Source organism: Mucilaginibacter gotjawali (assembly GCF_002355435.1).
GTDB lineage: Bacteria > Bacteroidota > Bacteroidia > Sphingobacteriales > Sphingobacteriaceae > Mucilaginibacter > Mucilaginibacter gotjawali.
In genome coordinates this window covers 2,417,819-2,433,421 of the sequence record NZ_AP017313.1, presented here as the reverse complement: position 1 = coordinate 2,433,421, position 15,603 = coordinate 2,417,819, and the positions used below count along the sequence as shown (strand labels likewise).

The following is a 15,603-nucleotide window of genomic DNA, read 5'->3' as shown; positions in this document are numbered from 1 at the left end:
ATTGAGGGCCCTATTTGCCGCGGGTGTTGTTATCGGCTTCAGGCTTTAATTCAATTTTGATGAAATTATCGCCGCTTAAATATTTTAAGGCCATTGTTTTTACATCACCCGGGCCTACCTCATCCAGTATAGCACTGTAATGGTTAATGATCCCCAAATCGTCCTGGTTTTGTAGTTGGGCGTTGATGTAACCAAGCCAGAAACCGTTGGTCTTTAAATTCGGTTCAATACTTGTTTTACTCTCTGCCCTCCATTTGTCAACATTTTCTTTTAACGGACCTTCTGTGCGGAGCTTATTGATCTCATCGAGGGTGGAGGCCACCAATTTATCCACGTTCTGCGGGGCACAGCCGAACCTGATCATAAATGCATAACGGGATTGCGGAAATTTACTGATCACGTTAGAAACACTGGGAGTGTATACCCCGCTTTCGTCCTCGCGCAATCTTTGCAGCAAGCGTATCTCCAGTGCCTCCTTTAAGGCATCCATGCAAACATTGCTTTCAGGGCTATAATCATATTTTCCGGAAAAAACCAGCATAACGCTCGCCTGAGGTTCACTTCCCTTGTAAACGGTTTTCTCGATTTTTCCCGGAGGAATATGGATACCAAGGTCTCTAGCCTGTTCATGAAGGCCCCTTGATGGCAGGGAACCGAGGTATTTTTCTAATAGCGGTTTAATGGTATTGGTATCAATACTGCCGACAAAGGTAAAAGTAAAATTACCCGCGTCGGAGAACCGTTCCTTAAAGATTGAATAAGCCCGGTCCAGGTTCACCTGATTCAATTTTTCAATTGTTGGGCCTGTTCGCCTTACGTTATAGTTACTCAGCACCGCGCTCACGGTGTCACTGAAAACACTCCCCGGATCGTCCGACCTGTTGGCAAGATTCGCCCTGCTCTTCCCGATGATGCCTTTAAATATGGCCGTATCCTTCCTCGGTTCAGTGAAATAGGCATAAGTAAGTGCCAATGCAGTTTCCAGGTCTTTTGGCGTGGTGTTCCCGCTGATCCCCTGGGAGCGATCCGAAATAAAGGGGCTGACTGCGGATTCCTTATCGGCCATAAACTTTTGCAATTGGTTGGCATCGTAGTTGCCCACGCCCCCGGCAGTAATCAGCCCGACGGCGGCGGCGGCGCTTTCGAAATCCGCATCGTCATAAATTGAGGTACCTCCCGGCGCAAACGCATTAAACATTATTTCATTGTTTTTGAAATCGGTTGGTTTTAAGATGACTTTAACGCCATTGCTCAGGGTAATTGTCGTAAACTTAAGGTCGTTATTTCTTTCGGTTGACACAATCTTACCGGCAAGCGGTTGGTTCGCCAGCAAGGGCTGGGTGCTTACTTCGTCTTTGTAGGGTTCCAGCTTTTCATTGGCTACCGAGGTTAGCCATGCCTTAACAATAGTTTCGTCAGGGAGACTGTTTTTATCCTTATCAGGCGCCTCGATCAATACATCCTGGTCTGTATCCCTAATATATTCAGCTGTCAGCCTGTTTACCTCGGCTAATGTGATCCCTGGCAGGTAATTTTTGACCAGTTTGTAACTGGCGGCTATCCCCAGTGCAGGGGTATTCTTTAAAAAATATTCCTGGTACTGTTTTACATAAAACTCAGAATTGGTTTTGTTTTGTTCCTTATAGGATGATTCAACGCTGGTCAATAAGCCCGCTTTTGCCCTTTGGAGCTCAGTTGCGGTAAATCCGAAACGTTTCACCCTTTCGGTTTCGCGCCAGACAGCTTTAAAGCCCTTTTCCAGCTCACCTGGTTTGGCTACCACACTGGCATCATAGCAATCAAGGCCGCCGATAAAATCGGAAATGCCTGCTCCCCCATTAACAAATGGCGGATCGGCCAACCGCGATAGTTCAAGGTAACGTGCACCTAACATTTCCATAAATAGCAGTTGTATAACGTTATTGCGGAAATCATCTGTCGTTTTTAGCTGCGGCGCTTTGTGCTTTATAATCACTTCCATAACCGTAGAGGTCATTTCCTTGTCGGTCACGGCCACAAATTGGTTTTTCCCGGTCAACGGTACAGTAAATTGGGGTCTTGCTTTTTCGTGCTCAGGGTTTTTAAGGTTTGAAAATTGTGCTTTTACAGACTGTTCTACCTGGTTAACGTCGATGTCGCCGACGATAATTAATGCCTGCAAATCGGGCCGGTACCAGTCATGATAAAAACGTGCTATGACCGGGCGCTTGAAGTTATTCAAAACGGTATCTAAACCTATCGGCATTCGCGTTGCGTACCGGGACTGCTGCAGGATGACCGGCCAATATACCGTCCGCATTCGTTCGCCCGCACCTTTTCCGAGGCGTTTTTCTTCCAGCACCACACCGCGTTCCTTATCAATTTCTGCGGGGTCGAGCAGTGCTTCCTGCGCCCAGTCGCGCATGATCTCCAGGCCGCCTTTTAATAACTTGGGATTATCAGAGGGGATCGGCAACTGATAAACAGTTTCATCGAAACTGGTATACGCATTGATGTCGGCGCCAAAGCGGACACCTGCTTTTTGCAGGTAATCTACCAATTGGTTGTGCGGAAAATGTTTTGTGCCGTTAAAGCTCATGTGCTCCGTAAAATGCGCCAGGCCACGCTGATCCTCGTCTTCCAGTATGGACCCGGCCTTATTAACCAGGTACATCAGTACCCGGTTCTTTGGCTCTTCATTGTGGCGGATAAAATAAGTAAAACCGTTAGGCAGTTTACCGGTACGCACGTCCGGGTCGAGCGGGATAATGTTTTGTGCAAATACGCCGAGTGGCAATGCTGCAAAGAGCAGCAGTATTTTGAATGGTTTTATAAGGTTCATTATTGATCTGATGGTTAAATTGTGGTCATTTATTAATTGATACCTTTGTGTTCTGAATGGTTTCCGGCGGCGATACCGTGTATTGTACCTGGCAAAAACCAGGCATAGGACGCCCCGCAAATAAACAACAGGTATTTATTCATAATAACTAAGAATGTAATGGATTAAAGAAATTTTCCCGGTATTATACTAATGATATCCACTGCGGTTTTAAGTTCCGGTTAGCTAATCCGGGCTTAAACTGATTAATAAATCCTGCCTGCGAAGTATTCACGAATTAAACTTTTTTTATTTGTCTGTTAGTTAATACCTTTCTGAAATGCTGCTGCCGTTTTATTGCTTGTCGTAAACCAACTTTACTATAAAGCGTGCTAAATTACCAAGTGTAATTTCCTGATCAATAATTAAGGTTTTGCCATCTTTAGATAGACTCCAGGTTACCATTACTTTTTGTTCAGATGCTATATTTTCACCCTTTTCAGTTTTAATATTGGTTTTAATAAATTGAATTTTTGCTAATTGCTTGCCATCGTCGGACCATCCTGTATAAGCGATATGATGCTTAAACATGTCTGAAACCGACTCCTTTTTGGCATCAAATTTAAACGTGTCAATTGCACCTGAATCGTTATGCCCCCTTACCTCCAGCAAGCGTTTGATGATCAATTTATCTGAATATTGTTTTATGGTCAATTGCTTACCAACTCCGGTCGAAGGTAACCCGCCGAGCTTAGTATTTGCTGTATTAAGTTTCCATGTACCGGAATAATCCGGTTTTTTTTCGATCAAACGCATTGAAGTCAATAAACAAATGATCATCAATGCACTGAGTTTAACTATGGTTTCTAATATATTCTTTCTCATATTATAATTTTTTGGGTTAATTAATTATTATTAATTGTTATGGCGCTGCACTATTAAAAAAACACTTCTTCAGTCACCTATCAGCTCCAGAATACCTTCGTTCCGGATGATCATCATTCCCTGGCGGTCTTCTGTAATCCCTTCCTGCATCTTATAAGTATAGCGGGGCCTCGATCCGTCCATCACCGTCGGCATGTAGCCAAATTTGATATTGTCCCGGCTTTTTAATGCCTCGCCAACTTCGATGATATGGGTGGAAACGATGAACAGACAATCGGTGTATTCGGCAAAGCCTTCTGTTACTGCAAGCGTTCCGTCGTAGGCGTCTTTCACATTGGTGCCCTTGAATAGTTCGTCGAACATCAGCAAAAGCCGTTTGCCGCTGGCGGCGGCCTCCGCGGCCTGTTTTACCCTTACCACCTCCGCGTAAAAATGGCTGTAGCCAAGGTTAATATTGTCCGCTACGTTGATCGAAGAATAAAGCCCTTCCCTGACCGAAAACTCCATACTGGCCGCCGCCACCGGGAACCCAATATGGGCCAGGTAGAAACCGATACCCACGGATTTCATGAAGGTGGATTTGCCGGCCATGTTTGCCCCGGTTAAAAAAAGCACATTGCTTCCTTCTGCCAGCAGCAGGGTGTTACCTATCGCCTTTTCTACGCAGGGGTGGCGAAGATCAGTGGCTGATAGTGCATTTTTTTCGGGTTGCAGCGCCTTTGCAAATACAAAGCCTTTGCTGCTTGCCACCGCGCTGACGTTAATATTTACATCAAGTTCATAAATAAAGGATAATAGATCTTCTACTTTTTTATAAAGACTGCTTTTTATCAGGTGATTATAAAAAATCAGTGTCCTAAGCGACAATGATTTATAAATATCAATACTCCTTAACCTTTCTATCCGCTTATCCGCCAATATTTCTTTTACAGCCATTATCCTGTTGGAATACGGCCCCGGAATCGGCGGCATCGCTTCTAAAAAGGTGTGGCACCTGTTCATTACAACAATCACTGCCTGCAAACCCTGGATGTTTTTTTTGTACCGCTCATCGCGTGTTAAACTGGAAAGTACTCTTGTTAAAATCGTACCGGTAAATACCGTTATTATATTTTTTCCTGCGCCGGAATCAAGATACTCCCTCATCAAATTTACCTGCTGTGCATCAACAGGAAAACTGAGCTGCTCCTTCTGGAAAAACCGGAAGACGGCTGTACGTTCATTGATTATTTGTGCATCTTCCAGCGGTGTACGAAACATTCTGTCAAGCAGCTGTTCGCCGCCCCTTGTCTTTACCTGGTTGAACAGGCTGTAAACCGATCCGCTGCGGAATTTCCCCAGCAGGTTAAGTTCATCCAGGGTTTGTTTATCTATACCAAAACTCATAATTGTTACCTCGTTTTTGTCTAATATGTGCTGAATGATTAGCTGACTGTATCTAAGTGCTTCACCTTTTTCTTAAGACCGTTTTTTAAGATGTCCAGTATTCCCTCATTCCTGATGATGATCATCCCGTGCCGGTCGTCGGTTACGCCTTGTCTCAGGGTGTAAGTATACTCAGGGACGGTACCATTCATAATGGTGGGGAGGTATTGAAATCCGATATTGCTTTTTAGTTTTAGCTGCTCGGCCGCCTCCACGATATGCGAGGAAATAATGAACATACTGGTTTTCTTTCCGGCAAAAGCATTGGTAACGGCAACCGTGGCTTCATGGGCGTCTTTAACATTGGTGCCCCTGAATAGCTCATCAAATACGATAAACAATGATTTTCCATGGCTCAGCTCTGTGGCCATTTTTCGCACCCGCAGCACCTCGACATAGAAGTGACTGGCCCCGATGCCTAATTTATCGGGTAAATTGATGGTGGTATAAACGCCGTCCATTACTGAAAACGCCATTGACCTGGCTGCTACCGGGAAGCCCATGTGCGCCACATACACCGCGGTGCTTACCGCACGCAAAAAGGTGGATTTGCCCGCCATATTGGCCCCGGTTAAAAATATGATATTTTGCCGTGGGCTTATGAAAACGGAGTTACCAACGGGTTTTTTAAGTTCGGGTTGATAAACATCTTCCAGGGCCAATTCACACGAGCCTTTTTCAAGGGCGCTGGGGAATACGAAGTTCCTTTTAACGGCCACTTTTGCTACTGACAAATACACATCCAGCGTATAAATATGTTTTAACAGCTTTTTGATCTTGTCGTACTCACGTACCCTGAATAAAATATCATAAGCCGTTATGGCTGAATAAGGCAATTTGCCCTGGGGCTTTTCCCTGAGTGCCGGTGTAAAGGCAGCATCGCGGAGCAACATGACAATGCTGTCGCGTTCCGTTTTATAGGCAAATACACTTGCCACGTCCCTGTTTTCTATAAATGTCTTTGCGGTCCACAAGATGTCGATCACGGCGGATACCCCGTTAAGCATCTCTTTTTCGCTGAGCATACTGGTTTGCTGGTTGGTCCCTTTTGATTGCTCTACATTATCCAGTAAATATTTCTCTGCCATGTCAAATGAGCTGGCAGAGAATGGGAAGGCCATGTTCATCCGGGCAAAATGTTCAATAATGCTGCTGCGCTGATTGATCGCATCCCTGTCAGACAATGGGTTGCGGAACATATCTTTTAATATGGCTTCGCCGCCCCTTGTATTTGCTGCATTGTAAATATCATAGATCCCGCCGTTATTACGGTTGCCAAAAAGCCCCAGGTCTTCTATCGTTTGTTCGTCTGTACTTAAAAACATAGGTTCTATTTTCTTTTGCGTCTGATTAATAATATAGCGGCTAATAATATCAACACACCAGGCAATATCCATACAAAAATATTCTTTCAAACGCCGCCGTTGGCTCCGTAATGGTGAGTTTGTTATCGTGGTAATAAGGAGCATTAATGTATACCGGATATTTTCCGTAGTCCAGCCAGCTATATAGCACGGTATGGAACGAGTCATACCTGATATTACTTAAGAAATCTGCATCCCCGCATACGATGATCCGCTGTTGTTTATGGTTCAGTTGCCTGGTTAATTGAACAACGGTAGCGAAGGTGGAGTCTTTGATATCTCCCTCCTGAGGGCTAAATACCGGGGGCACTGAGTCAATTACCAACCGCCCTGCCTTAAGCCAGTCTCGTTGTTTAACAGTTGTATACAACGGGGTAACTTTAAAGGGGCCATTGGCAGCGTAAGCAATAGCTGCCGCCCCCGGCATCATGATTGGCAATGTATCGTCAAAATTTTTCTCTTTTCGCTCTTGTTTTAACTGGTGCAGTACCCTAATATCTCCCAGATCAAAGGCATCATCAGTGGCATACGGCTGTATCTTATCGGGTGTTTCGTTTTTGCTGAGCTCAACCAGTGTACCGCTCCTTAACTGAACGCCCAGCGGTTTTAATACCGGATTGAGCATAGCCTGCTTGCCGGGTTCGCCGATAATCAGCAAATTACCTCCGTTGTTGATATATTGCTGCACCTTACCCAGGGTTTTAGGGCTTAAATCAGTTTTAGGGTCGGCAATCACCAGCTCCGAAATATCAGCAGGAATATCATGATTTTCCAATGATAGCGTATCCTGGTCAAACCCGTTGTTGACCAATGCTTCGCGGACGCGTTGGGCTGTAGTAAGGAATTCATATTCCCGCTCGCCGGTTTTATAAATACTGCGCTCCAGGTTGCCTGTAAGGTAGTAAACTTTTGGGTTATCCCCTTTTATAAGCTGTTTTAAGCCTGCAGCTACTTCTGATTGATTAGGCCAAAATTCGTCATCATCAAAGGTACGGAGATGAACTACACGGCCCTTATACTTAACCGCCATAAAAAGCTGGGCACGTTCAGCGGCGGGGTTAATTATTTTGTGGATCTCGTCGGGCCCCATAAACATGGATACATCTGTCCCCAGCAAGTCGGCCATTATCCCGGCTACTTCCTTTTCTGTTTTGTTTGGATAAGTTTTGTACAAATTATTATTGTCCAAAGCCCCATCGTAATCATAATAATAAACGTATTTAAACGTAATGTCCGGTTTAAAACGCAGATATGGCTCCCATAGCGCGTCTAAATAAGGATTGCGCCCTTCGGGCAAGCCAGGCCCGGCGTGCGCACCCAATAAGTTGGTATAAAGTGTTACCTCCAGGGGTTCATTACCCATTTGCTTCAGCATATTTTGAATACGCGGATCAATGGTATTCTCTTTATGGGCTGTTGTATCCCAGTACCCTACGAGGGCAGGGCGCGAGGTAATATAACCGAGCAACAGGGATACCACAATTACGGTGATATACCTCAGGGCTTTCGCCGACCATGGTTTTGACTCCTTTTCGCCTTTTAGTTTAAAAAGCGTAAAGCTCAGGAACATAAAAATAATGAGTAAAAAGTAGAACACGTCTTTGGTAGTGATCAGCCCCAATACCATTCTTGAGGTTCGTCCGGATATCGATAAAAACCAGGTAAGGTCGCGTATAAAATCATATTTCTGCCATAAGGCGCCAATACGGGCGAATAAAAAAGGAACAGAAAAGTCCCCATGGCCGATACGATCTGGTAAGTGGTGAGGCTCGACATAAACAGACCAATGGCCCCGTAAGCACATATCATCAGGAAAAAAGCCAGCTCGGCCGATAATAACAATGCAATATCCGCCGATCGGATATTAAACGCTCCCAATACAATAAATATGCCGACTATTGCTACCATTAGCAGGTTATAGATCACTATAGCCAGGTATTTCCCCAAAACTATGGCACGCAGCTTTATAGGCGAGGAATATAATAACTTGATGGTGCCGTTATTCACTTCGCGGCCAATCAGGCCCATCGTAAGCAATGGAATAAACAGGGTCAAATTTTGCAATACGCTATTAAAAATGCTGTCCCCTGCTATGAAAAAGGCCTTTGTAAAAGTAGTGTCAACTCTAAAATCTTTAAATCTCGGGTTATTAGCCAAGTGTATATCTTGCCAGGCGGCAACCTGATGAACAATCGACGTATAAAAAATAGCGCACTGCACTAACAAAGCAATAGCCAAAAACCAGGCTACCGGCGAGTAAAAAAGGTTTCGGAGTTCGTTTTTTGCGATTTTGAGTATGATCTTCATTGTTTTAAGTTTATGAGTTAGGTTGGGGGGACGATAAAGTTTTGAAAATGTCGTCAAGCTGGCCCTTTTCAAGGCTGATCTCGCGAAGCTGCCAATTTTGCTGTACGCCTGCAACTACCAGTCGTTCCGTTATTTCCTCACCGCCTTCAAAATATACCCTGACCTGTTTATCGGTAAGCAATTCCGCCCGGGTAACCCCCTGTATATTTAAGATATCGCCTATTGGCGGCGGGTTTTCCATACGCATCATTAAACTGTTCGACGGCATATAATTATCAAAAGCATCCATGGTATCAGCAAACACCAGCCTGCCGCCTTCAATCATGATGATCTCTTTACAGAGGATATGTATCTCTGATAAAATGTGAGAGGATAACAACACCGCATGATCAAGGGCAATTTCTTTGATCAGTTTTCTCACTTCTATCAGTTGATTGGGGTCAAGCCCGTTGGTTGGCTCGTCCATCACCACCAGTTTTGGTTTATGGATAATGGCCTGCGCTATACCTACGCGCTGGCGGTAACCGCCCGAAAGATTGCGGATGAGCCGGTTGCTGAAATGGGCTATGCCGCAGCGTTCTTTTACTTCTTCTACCGCACTTTTTATCTTACCGTTTTCAATAAACCGCAATTCGGCGCAATACCTCAGGTATTCATCTACGGTGAGATCGGTATACAAGGGCGGAATCTGTGGCAAAAAACCGATCTCTTTTTTGGCTGATTCGGCCTGGGTCCTGATATCAAAGCCATTGATATATACGTCCCCCTCGGTGTGGTTCAATACGCCGCAAATAATATTCATGGTGGTCGATTTTCCGGCCCCGTTTGACCCCAGTAAACCCACGATACCATTTTGGGCTATTTCCATATTGATATCGCGTATGGCCCAGCTACTGGTGTATTTGTGCGAAAGCTGTTCGATTTTTAAAATGCTGTTCATTATCGTTGATTATTTAAAATATACTGTTATTGTACTGGCAATAAATTCCCCGGAACGCCCGAACTGCAGACGGCCAAAACCAAATTCATCTATATTCGGGCTCCGGGGCTGCTAAGAGTTAAAATCCTTTTTCACCTGCGCCATTTCCTGATTAGAAAGCTATGTCCTCGCTTATAATGAGGGCACTGTTAGGCGCATTTCCCCCGGGAGCTCCCAGCAATGCGATAGTAAAGTTTTTGTAGCGCCGGATATTAGGCGAGCTCGAAGAACCGTCATTATTTACCCCGTCGACAATGCAACTGCCCAACAATTCACCGGTAGCCTGGTCGCGGAATTCGAACGTATAGCTTTTTATTGCCGAACCTGCATTGTAATTTTTAAATGGGGTAACGCTTTTATAAGCCAGGCCCGTCGCCTCGGAGCCGTTGGCCTGCCCCGCTATATTTACGCTGACCGGGTGACTGGTCTTGGAAATATTGATGAACCGGATTCCCATGGTGGAATCCGAATCCGGGTGGTACGGCAATTGGTCGGTGGTCAATAACTGATCCGGATCACCTTGAGTGCCCATCAGGAACAGGGTATGAATCGTGTTCACTGGTAAATCCAGCGTAAGCTTGAACACCGGGGCGCTGGTAGCAGTTGTATCCGGTAAGTGGTATAGGGCCAGTGGCTGCTGGCCGCTGTAGCTGTTAAAATAGGTTGCGGTGCCATAGTGGATACCATTCATTGGGGGGAGATAATTACCAGTTGACTGACCCCGCTTAAAATCTGTCAGCAAATAGTCATTGCCAACAACGGCGTTAACTATGGTGAGCGATGACGTTCCGCTTCCAAGGTTCGTTAATTCCTTTTTGCAGGAAGCCAATACCAGTGAAAGCCCCAGTATTGAAAAAAGATTAAAATATATTTTCCACATATTCTTTAAATTTTAGATTGTTGTCATTCTTTCTGCCACCCGCTAGCCTTTAGCACTAAAGTGGTTGTGTTTCATTATTTTGCCTGCAGTCCCTTTTAATTTTACAACAAGTTAATAACCAGTATTTTGCGATAGGTTATGATCGAATTTAATCTCAGTCAAAGGGATCGGATACAGCAGTTGATAGTCGCCGGCCCAGGGTTGCTTGGCGGGTATAGATGACAATACACTGTGCGCTTGCCCTGTCCTTCTCAGGTCGAACCAGCGGTGCCCCCATTCTGCAAATAGCTCCACCTGACGCTCCCTGGCTACAGCGTCTTTCAGCGGCTGCTGCGCTAAATTGTTGTTTAAATCCGGCAGTCCGGCCCGGTTCCGTATCACGTTCAAATCTGCTATAGCTGATGCAGCGCCGCCGGTTGCACCATTAGCCTCTGCTTCTGCTCGTATCAAATAGGCTTCTGCCAGACGCAACACCATATAATACTGCGGGGGAGGCTGGCTGGCATCGGCGTTATACTGGCCTATGATATATTTGTGAGGATAGTATGAATTGGGTATGGGGTAAGAGGAATATGCCAGGCCGGTGCTGTCCACCCATTTAACTTTGCGCTGATCGCCGGGTTCAAAGGCGGCTGATAATTGTGCTGTAAGGGTATAGTCTGTTGTGTAACCTTCAGGCGTTGCATTTTTTAATGATAAGTCGGTGATGGTTTGCTTCAGCTGCCATACGGCTTCCCTGCTGTTAGTCGAAAACACGTTATTCAAATCAGGCTCCAAGCCGAACAAAGAATTATTAATAACAGCGGAACTCTGAGTGAATGCACCGGAATAATTACCGGTGTACAGGTAGACGCGGGCCAGCAGCAGCGTAGCTGCCCATTTATTGGGTATGATCCTTTCACCATTACCGGCCGAGTAGTCCGTAGCTATAACGGCCTGCGCATCGGTCAAATCTGAGATGATCTGCTGGTAAACCTGCTGCTGGGGCATTCTGGGCAAATTCTCTGTTTTATTAAAATCGACCGTGAGCACCATCGGGACGTCGCCAAAAAAGTTAGTCAGGTAGAAATAGCAGAAAGCCCTGACAAATTTTGCTTCGGCGGTGAGCTCCTTTCTTACGTTATCATGCAGCGAAGCGGACGTCGATGCTGCCACCCCCTCTATAACCGAGTTCGATTTGTAAATAATATCATAGGCAGAAGTCCATAAGCTTGTAGATGATCCCGCATCTTCTGCCGTCAAATGATTCGTATTATAGTTGGCCATGGAATTGTATCCGAACACGTTCGTCGTATTAAACTCATCGGAGGACATTCCTGCCAGCTGGGTGGAAAGGCATGCGCTGAATTCCTGGAATCCACCCGACGCGCTCCCGCTGGTGGTACCATTGATCATAGCCGAATACACGCCGGCCATCGCAGAAGTGGCGGTAGCATCGGTAGAAAAGATCTCCGTGGTGGTCAGTGTGTTAATCGGTTCATCAACCTCTATCAGCTTTTTACATGCCATTTGTGCGGTAAGGGCAAAAAAGCAGAGGAGACAAATTACTTTGGTTTTTAAGCTATCTATTGTCATCGTTTGATTTTTAAAAAGTTAAAGTGAGTTGGCCATTAAAAGTCTTGGCTTGCGGCTGGTTGCCAAAGGGCAGCTCCGGATCAATTCCAGGGTATTTGGTAATCGTAAATACATTCTCCATGCTGACCATCAAACTTATTCCCTGCACGCCCATCTTTTTGGCCAGTCTGTCTGGCAGGGCATAACTTAGGGCAACATTTTGCAAACGCAGGTAAGACCCATCGGTATAAGCACCGTCAGATTGCGCAAAATCATTGTCGCTATTTGCGCTATATAATGTAGTCAAGCGCGGATTGGTGCTAATGTCGCCTGGTTTTTGCCAGTGATTGTTATAGATCGATAAGGGTATGTTATTATTAAATGAGCCGGGAAAAAGATACGCATACGGCTCCATCGCCATCATTTTGCGGTAGGCAAATTGCAAATCAAGCCTAAAACCTTTATAAGCAAAACGATTCACCCATGATGTCTCAAATTTCGGGCTCAGGTCAATAGCCACACTCCGGCTGTCCCCACGTCCTCCGGGGGGCGTGGTGCCACCTAAGGATACGTAGCCACCACCACCTAAATCCTGGTAGCTGCGCTGCCCTGTTTGCGGATCAACTCCCAGATAATGTAACAGGAACACCTCATTAACGGAGTACCCCACTTTTTGGGTGGTATAATAGGAGGTGTACTGTATTCCCGGGAAGGCGAGCAGTTTATTTTCGTTATGACTGAAATTCAGGGCCGAAGACCAGGTAAAGTCCTTGGTATCCACGATCCTGGCATTTAACGCTATTTCTACGCCGCTGTTTTGAACCTCTGCCTGCGAGTTGCCCTCCACATTGTTAAAACCGGTAAAGGCAGGGGTTGGAATCATAGCCAGCTGATCGTTGGTCCGTTTGCGGTAAAGGGCGGCATGCAGGCTGATCCTATCGTCCAGTAAGCCGATATCCAGACCGGTATTCAATTCTTTATCGGTTTCCCAGCGGTAGTCCTGATTGACGGCGTGGATTGGCACCTGCGGCACTATGCCGTTGTAAGTATATAAAGGGCTGCCTCCGCTGAAGCTGCTATTAGCCCATTGCGAAAGGTACTGATATGCCACTCCCGGGTAATTGCCGGTGGTTCCGTAGGATACCTTCAATTTTAGCAGGCTCACCCATGAGGGCAATGATTTTTTAAGCCACTGTTCTTCCGAGGCCACCCAACTCACCCCCGCTACGCCGAATGATCCAAACTCCCTGCCAGGTCCAAAATTTGATGAACCGTCGCGGTTGCCCGAAACTTCGGCGATATATTTTCCTTCCCAGTTATAATTGAGGCTGCCATGCACATCAACATACTTGCTTTGTGCATATCCCTGCTGACTTTGGACGAAAGGTGCATTATTGACAGATTTTATCAGCTCATCACTCGTATACCCATACGCGTAAGTACTTAAACCGCTCGCCGATGAACTATTCAGGTTAGCGCCGGCCAGCACGGTCAGTTTTCCCTTGCCAATATAGCGCGTGTAGTCTATCTGCGGGGTAATGTTCCATCCATCTGTTCTGCTATTACCAAATACGCTCAACGCGGTAGGGTTATACAGCGGATTCTGAGAGGCGATGGTATTGGTAACCCTGTTATCCATTAGGCCAAGATTGTACCCTACCGAAATATTTGCGTTCAACCCTTTGATAATCTGATAACCCAGGCGGAGGCTGCCGTTTAACAGATCTGAACTGGTCACAAAAGGTTGAAGCAGGGAGCCGAAAGGGAATGATGAACCAATTCCGGCGGCGTTCCAGTCAGTATAATTCAGATTTCCGTTTTTATCAAATATGGGCGGCAGATCAGGTGCCATAGTTGTTGCCCCGCCGATGGATATTTGGTTAATTTTATTATGTCCGAATATGGTGGAAACGTCGACAGTTAATTTCTGATCCGGGCTATGATGACTGAAGTTAAAGGCAATGTTCGACTTCGCGTCGGTATTTTGATTTGTTAAAGGTGATATATCCTGTAACGACTGGTAGGAGCCGCTGACCCTGAAGGTGCTGAGTTCATTACCGCCGGATATGGTTGCCCTGACGGTGGAGCCGCTTGTTGACTTCCAGAGCTGTTTTTGCCAGTCGACGTTGCGGGTAGTGTCCCATAAGGTGAGATCAGGTGCGGTCGCTGTGGAAGCGGTAAGCCCGTCATTCCTGAGTGCCTCGCGGCGCATCTGCAAATATTGGGTAGTGTTTAACATATCATAGTGCCCGATGGTCCTGTTGATCTCATGGCTGGCCGTCACATCAACCACCGTCTTACCGGCTTTACCCCTTTTGGTGGTGATGATGATCACCCCGTTTCCGGCCCGGGAACCATACATGGCCGTTGCTGTGGCATCCTTAAGAACCGTAATACTTTCGATATCGTTGGGATTAAGGGCCGCAAAGGGGCTCATTCCCGAGGATATGCCCGCCTGCTGAAGATTGGCGCCGGTTTGGTAGCCCGTGTTTACCAAGCCTGCGGAGGTCTGGACCAGGGGGATACCGTCAATGATATACAAAGGATCAGACATGGATGAAGGATCGATGGAATTTCTTCCCCGGATCTCCACCCGTACGGGGGAGTTGCCAAAACCAGTTGTAGGCGTTATCAATAAGCCGGGTACTATGCTTTTTAAGGCCAGGAGCGGGTTTGATACAGGCTGCCGCTCAATGTCTGCGGCATTTACCTGGCTGATCTCGCCCATGGCAAGGCGTTTGGTAGTGGTACCGTAAGCCTGAACTTCCACTGCATCCAGCTCGTTTTTTGTCTCCTTCAACTTAATGTTAAATTCACCTTGTGCAACCGCCACATCCTGGGCATCATAACCAATAAAGCTTACCCGGATAGTATCATTGGTGCGCACTTCTCCAAGTGAGAATTCGCCGTTCGCGTTGGTCGTGGTTCCCAGGTGCGTGCGTTTAATAACTACGCTGGCGCCGTTGAGCCCCGTCCCGGCCAGATTGTAAACAAACCCATGCACAGCGACCTGGGAAAACATATTTTCATTTAATTCCAGCGTGCCATCGGCGTTTTTTTTTGCATGTTTATCAACCAGCACAATAATGTTCCCGACGACCATATACGTAACCGGCGTATTTTGAAGGCAGGTAGTTAATGTGGTTTGCAAATCCTTTTTATCAACCTGCACAGATACCTTACCGGCTTTGATTAATATTTCTTTACTGTAAAAAAATGAAATGCCGGTTTGCTTTTTTATTTGTGTCAATACCGTTTCAAGCGGCACATTTTTCAACGACAGCGTAATCGGTTGTTGCTGTTGCTGCGCAAACAGAGATCCGGTTGTTAGCAGGCAAATTAAAAATAATAAGAGTCTAAAAATTTTCATACGCACCAAGGGTTTTTAGTTTAAATCAATTAGTTCAGT

At 45.9% G+C, this 15,603-nt stretch carries 10 protein-coding genes; all 10 read right to left on the bottom strand.

Features of this window, described 5'->3' with window-relative positions; all coding sequences use genetic code 11:
- Positions 1-10: 10 nt before the first annotated feature.
- Positions 11-2,821 (bottom strand): M16 family metallopeptidase, encoded by a 2,811-nt coding sequence (locus MgSA37_RS10910; protein WP_096351882.1) that lies wholly within the window; start codon positions 2,819-2,821, stop codon positions 11-13.
- 333 nt (positions 2,822-3,154) lie between these two features.
- Positions 3,155-3,685 (bottom strand): hypothetical protein, encoded by a 531-nt coding sequence (locus MgSA37_RS10905; protein ID WP_157750533.1) that lies wholly within the window; start codon positions 3,683-3,685, stop codon positions 3,155-3,157.
- A gap of 69 nt (positions 3,686-3,754) precedes the next feature.
- Complete coding sequence (locus MgSA37_RS10900) at positions 3,755-5,071, bottom strand: MutS-related protein (RefSeq protein ID WP_096351879.1); 1,317 nt, start codon at positions 5,069-5,071, stop codon at positions 3,755-3,757.
- 38 nt (positions 5,072-5,109) lie between these two features.
- The gene (locus MgSA37_RS10895; protein WP_096357411.1) at positions 5,110-6,435 is read right to left on the bottom strand and encodes a MutS-related protein; all 1,326 of its coding nucleotides are present in this window, start codon (positions 6,433-6,435) and stop codon (positions 5,110-5,112) included.
- 49 nt (positions 6,436-6,484) lie between these two features.
- Positions 6,485-8,101, bottom strand: coding sequence for a GldG family protein (locus MgSA37_RS10890; RefSeq protein ID WP_096351877.1), 1,617 nt, complete (start codon positions 8,099-8,101; stop codon positions 6,485-6,487).
- Complete coding sequence (locus MgSA37_RS10885) at positions 8,086-8,781, bottom strand: ABC transporter permease (RefSeq protein ID WP_096351876.1); 696 nt, start codon at positions 8,779-8,781, stop codon at positions 8,086-8,088. The genes MgSA37_RS10890 and MgSA37_RS10885 overlap by 16 nt, the downstream gene beginning before the upstream one ends.
- Positions 8,782-8,791: 10 nt before the next feature.
- Positions 8,792-9,721 carry an ABC transporter ATP-binding protein gene (locus tag MgSA37_RS10880; protein WP_221199381.1) on the bottom strand — a complete coding sequence of 310 codons (930 nt, stop codon included), beginning with the start codon at positions 9,719-9,721 and terminating at the stop codon, positions 8,792-8,794.
- A 151-nt stretch (positions 9,722-9,872) separates the two neighbouring features.
- Positions 9,873-10,640, bottom strand: coding sequence for a DUF4397 domain-containing protein (locus MgSA37_RS10875; RefSeq protein ID WP_096351873.1), 768 nt, complete (start codon positions 10,638-10,640; stop codon positions 9,873-9,875).
- Between the two features lie 111 nt (positions 10,641-10,751).
- On the bottom strand, positions 10,752-12,215 hold the full coding sequence (locus MgSA37_RS10870) for a RagB/SusD family nutrient uptake outer membrane protein (RefSeq protein ID WP_096351871.1): 1,464 nt from the start codon (positions 12,213-12,215) through the stop codon (positions 10,752-10,754).
- A 10-nt stretch (positions 12,216-12,225) separates the two neighbouring features.
- Positions 12,226-15,564, bottom strand: coding sequence for a SusC/RagA family TonB-linked outer membrane protein (locus MgSA37_RS10865; protein ID WP_096351870.1), 3,339 nt, complete (start codon positions 15,562-15,564; stop codon positions 12,226-12,228).
- Between the last annotated feature and the right edge of the window lie 39 nt (positions 15,565-15,603).

Excerpts from the sequence above, each read along its gene's own strand:
- MgSA37_RS10870 (WP_096351871.1), bottom strand. The coding sequence starts at position 12,215 with ATGACAATAGATAGCTTAAAAACCAAAGTAATTTGTCTCCTCTGCTTT.
- MgSA37_RS10890 (WP_096351877.1), bottom strand. The coding sequence starts at position 8,101 with ATGGTATTGGGGCTGATCACTACCAAAGACGTGTTCTACTTTTTACTC.
- MgSA37_RS10880 (WP_221199381.1), bottom strand. The coding sequence starts at position 9,721 with ATGAACAGCATTTTAAAAATCGAACAGCTTTCGCACAAATACACCAGT.
- MgSA37_RS10895 (WP_096357411.1), bottom strand. The coding sequence starts at position 6,435 with ATGTTTTTAAGTACAGACGAACAAACGATAGAAGACCTGGGGCTTTTT.
- MgSA37_RS10885 (WP_096351876.1), bottom strand. The coding sequence starts at position 8,781 with ATGAAGATCATACTCAAAATCGCAAAAAACGAACTCCGAAACCTTTTT.
- MgSA37_RS10875 (WP_096351873.1), bottom strand. The coding sequence starts at position 10,640 with ATGTGGAAAATATATTTTAATCTTTTTTCAATACTGGGGCTTTCACTG.
- MgSA37_RS10865 (WP_096351870.1), bottom strand. The coding sequence starts at position 15,564 with ATGAAAATTTTTAGACTCTTATTATTTTTAATTTGCCTGCTAACAACC.
- MgSA37_RS10910 (WP_096351882.1), bottom strand. The coding sequence starts at position 2,821 with ATGAACCTTATAAAACCATTCAAAATACTGCTGCTCTTTGCAGCATTG.
- MgSA37_RS10905 (WP_157750533.1), bottom strand. The coding sequence starts at position 3,685 with ATGAGAAAGAATATATTAGAAACCATAGTTAAACTCAGTGCATTGATG.
- MgSA37_RS10900 (WP_096351879.1), bottom strand. The coding sequence starts at position 5,071 with ATGAGTTTTGGTATAGATAAACAAACCCTGGATGAACTTAACCTGCTG.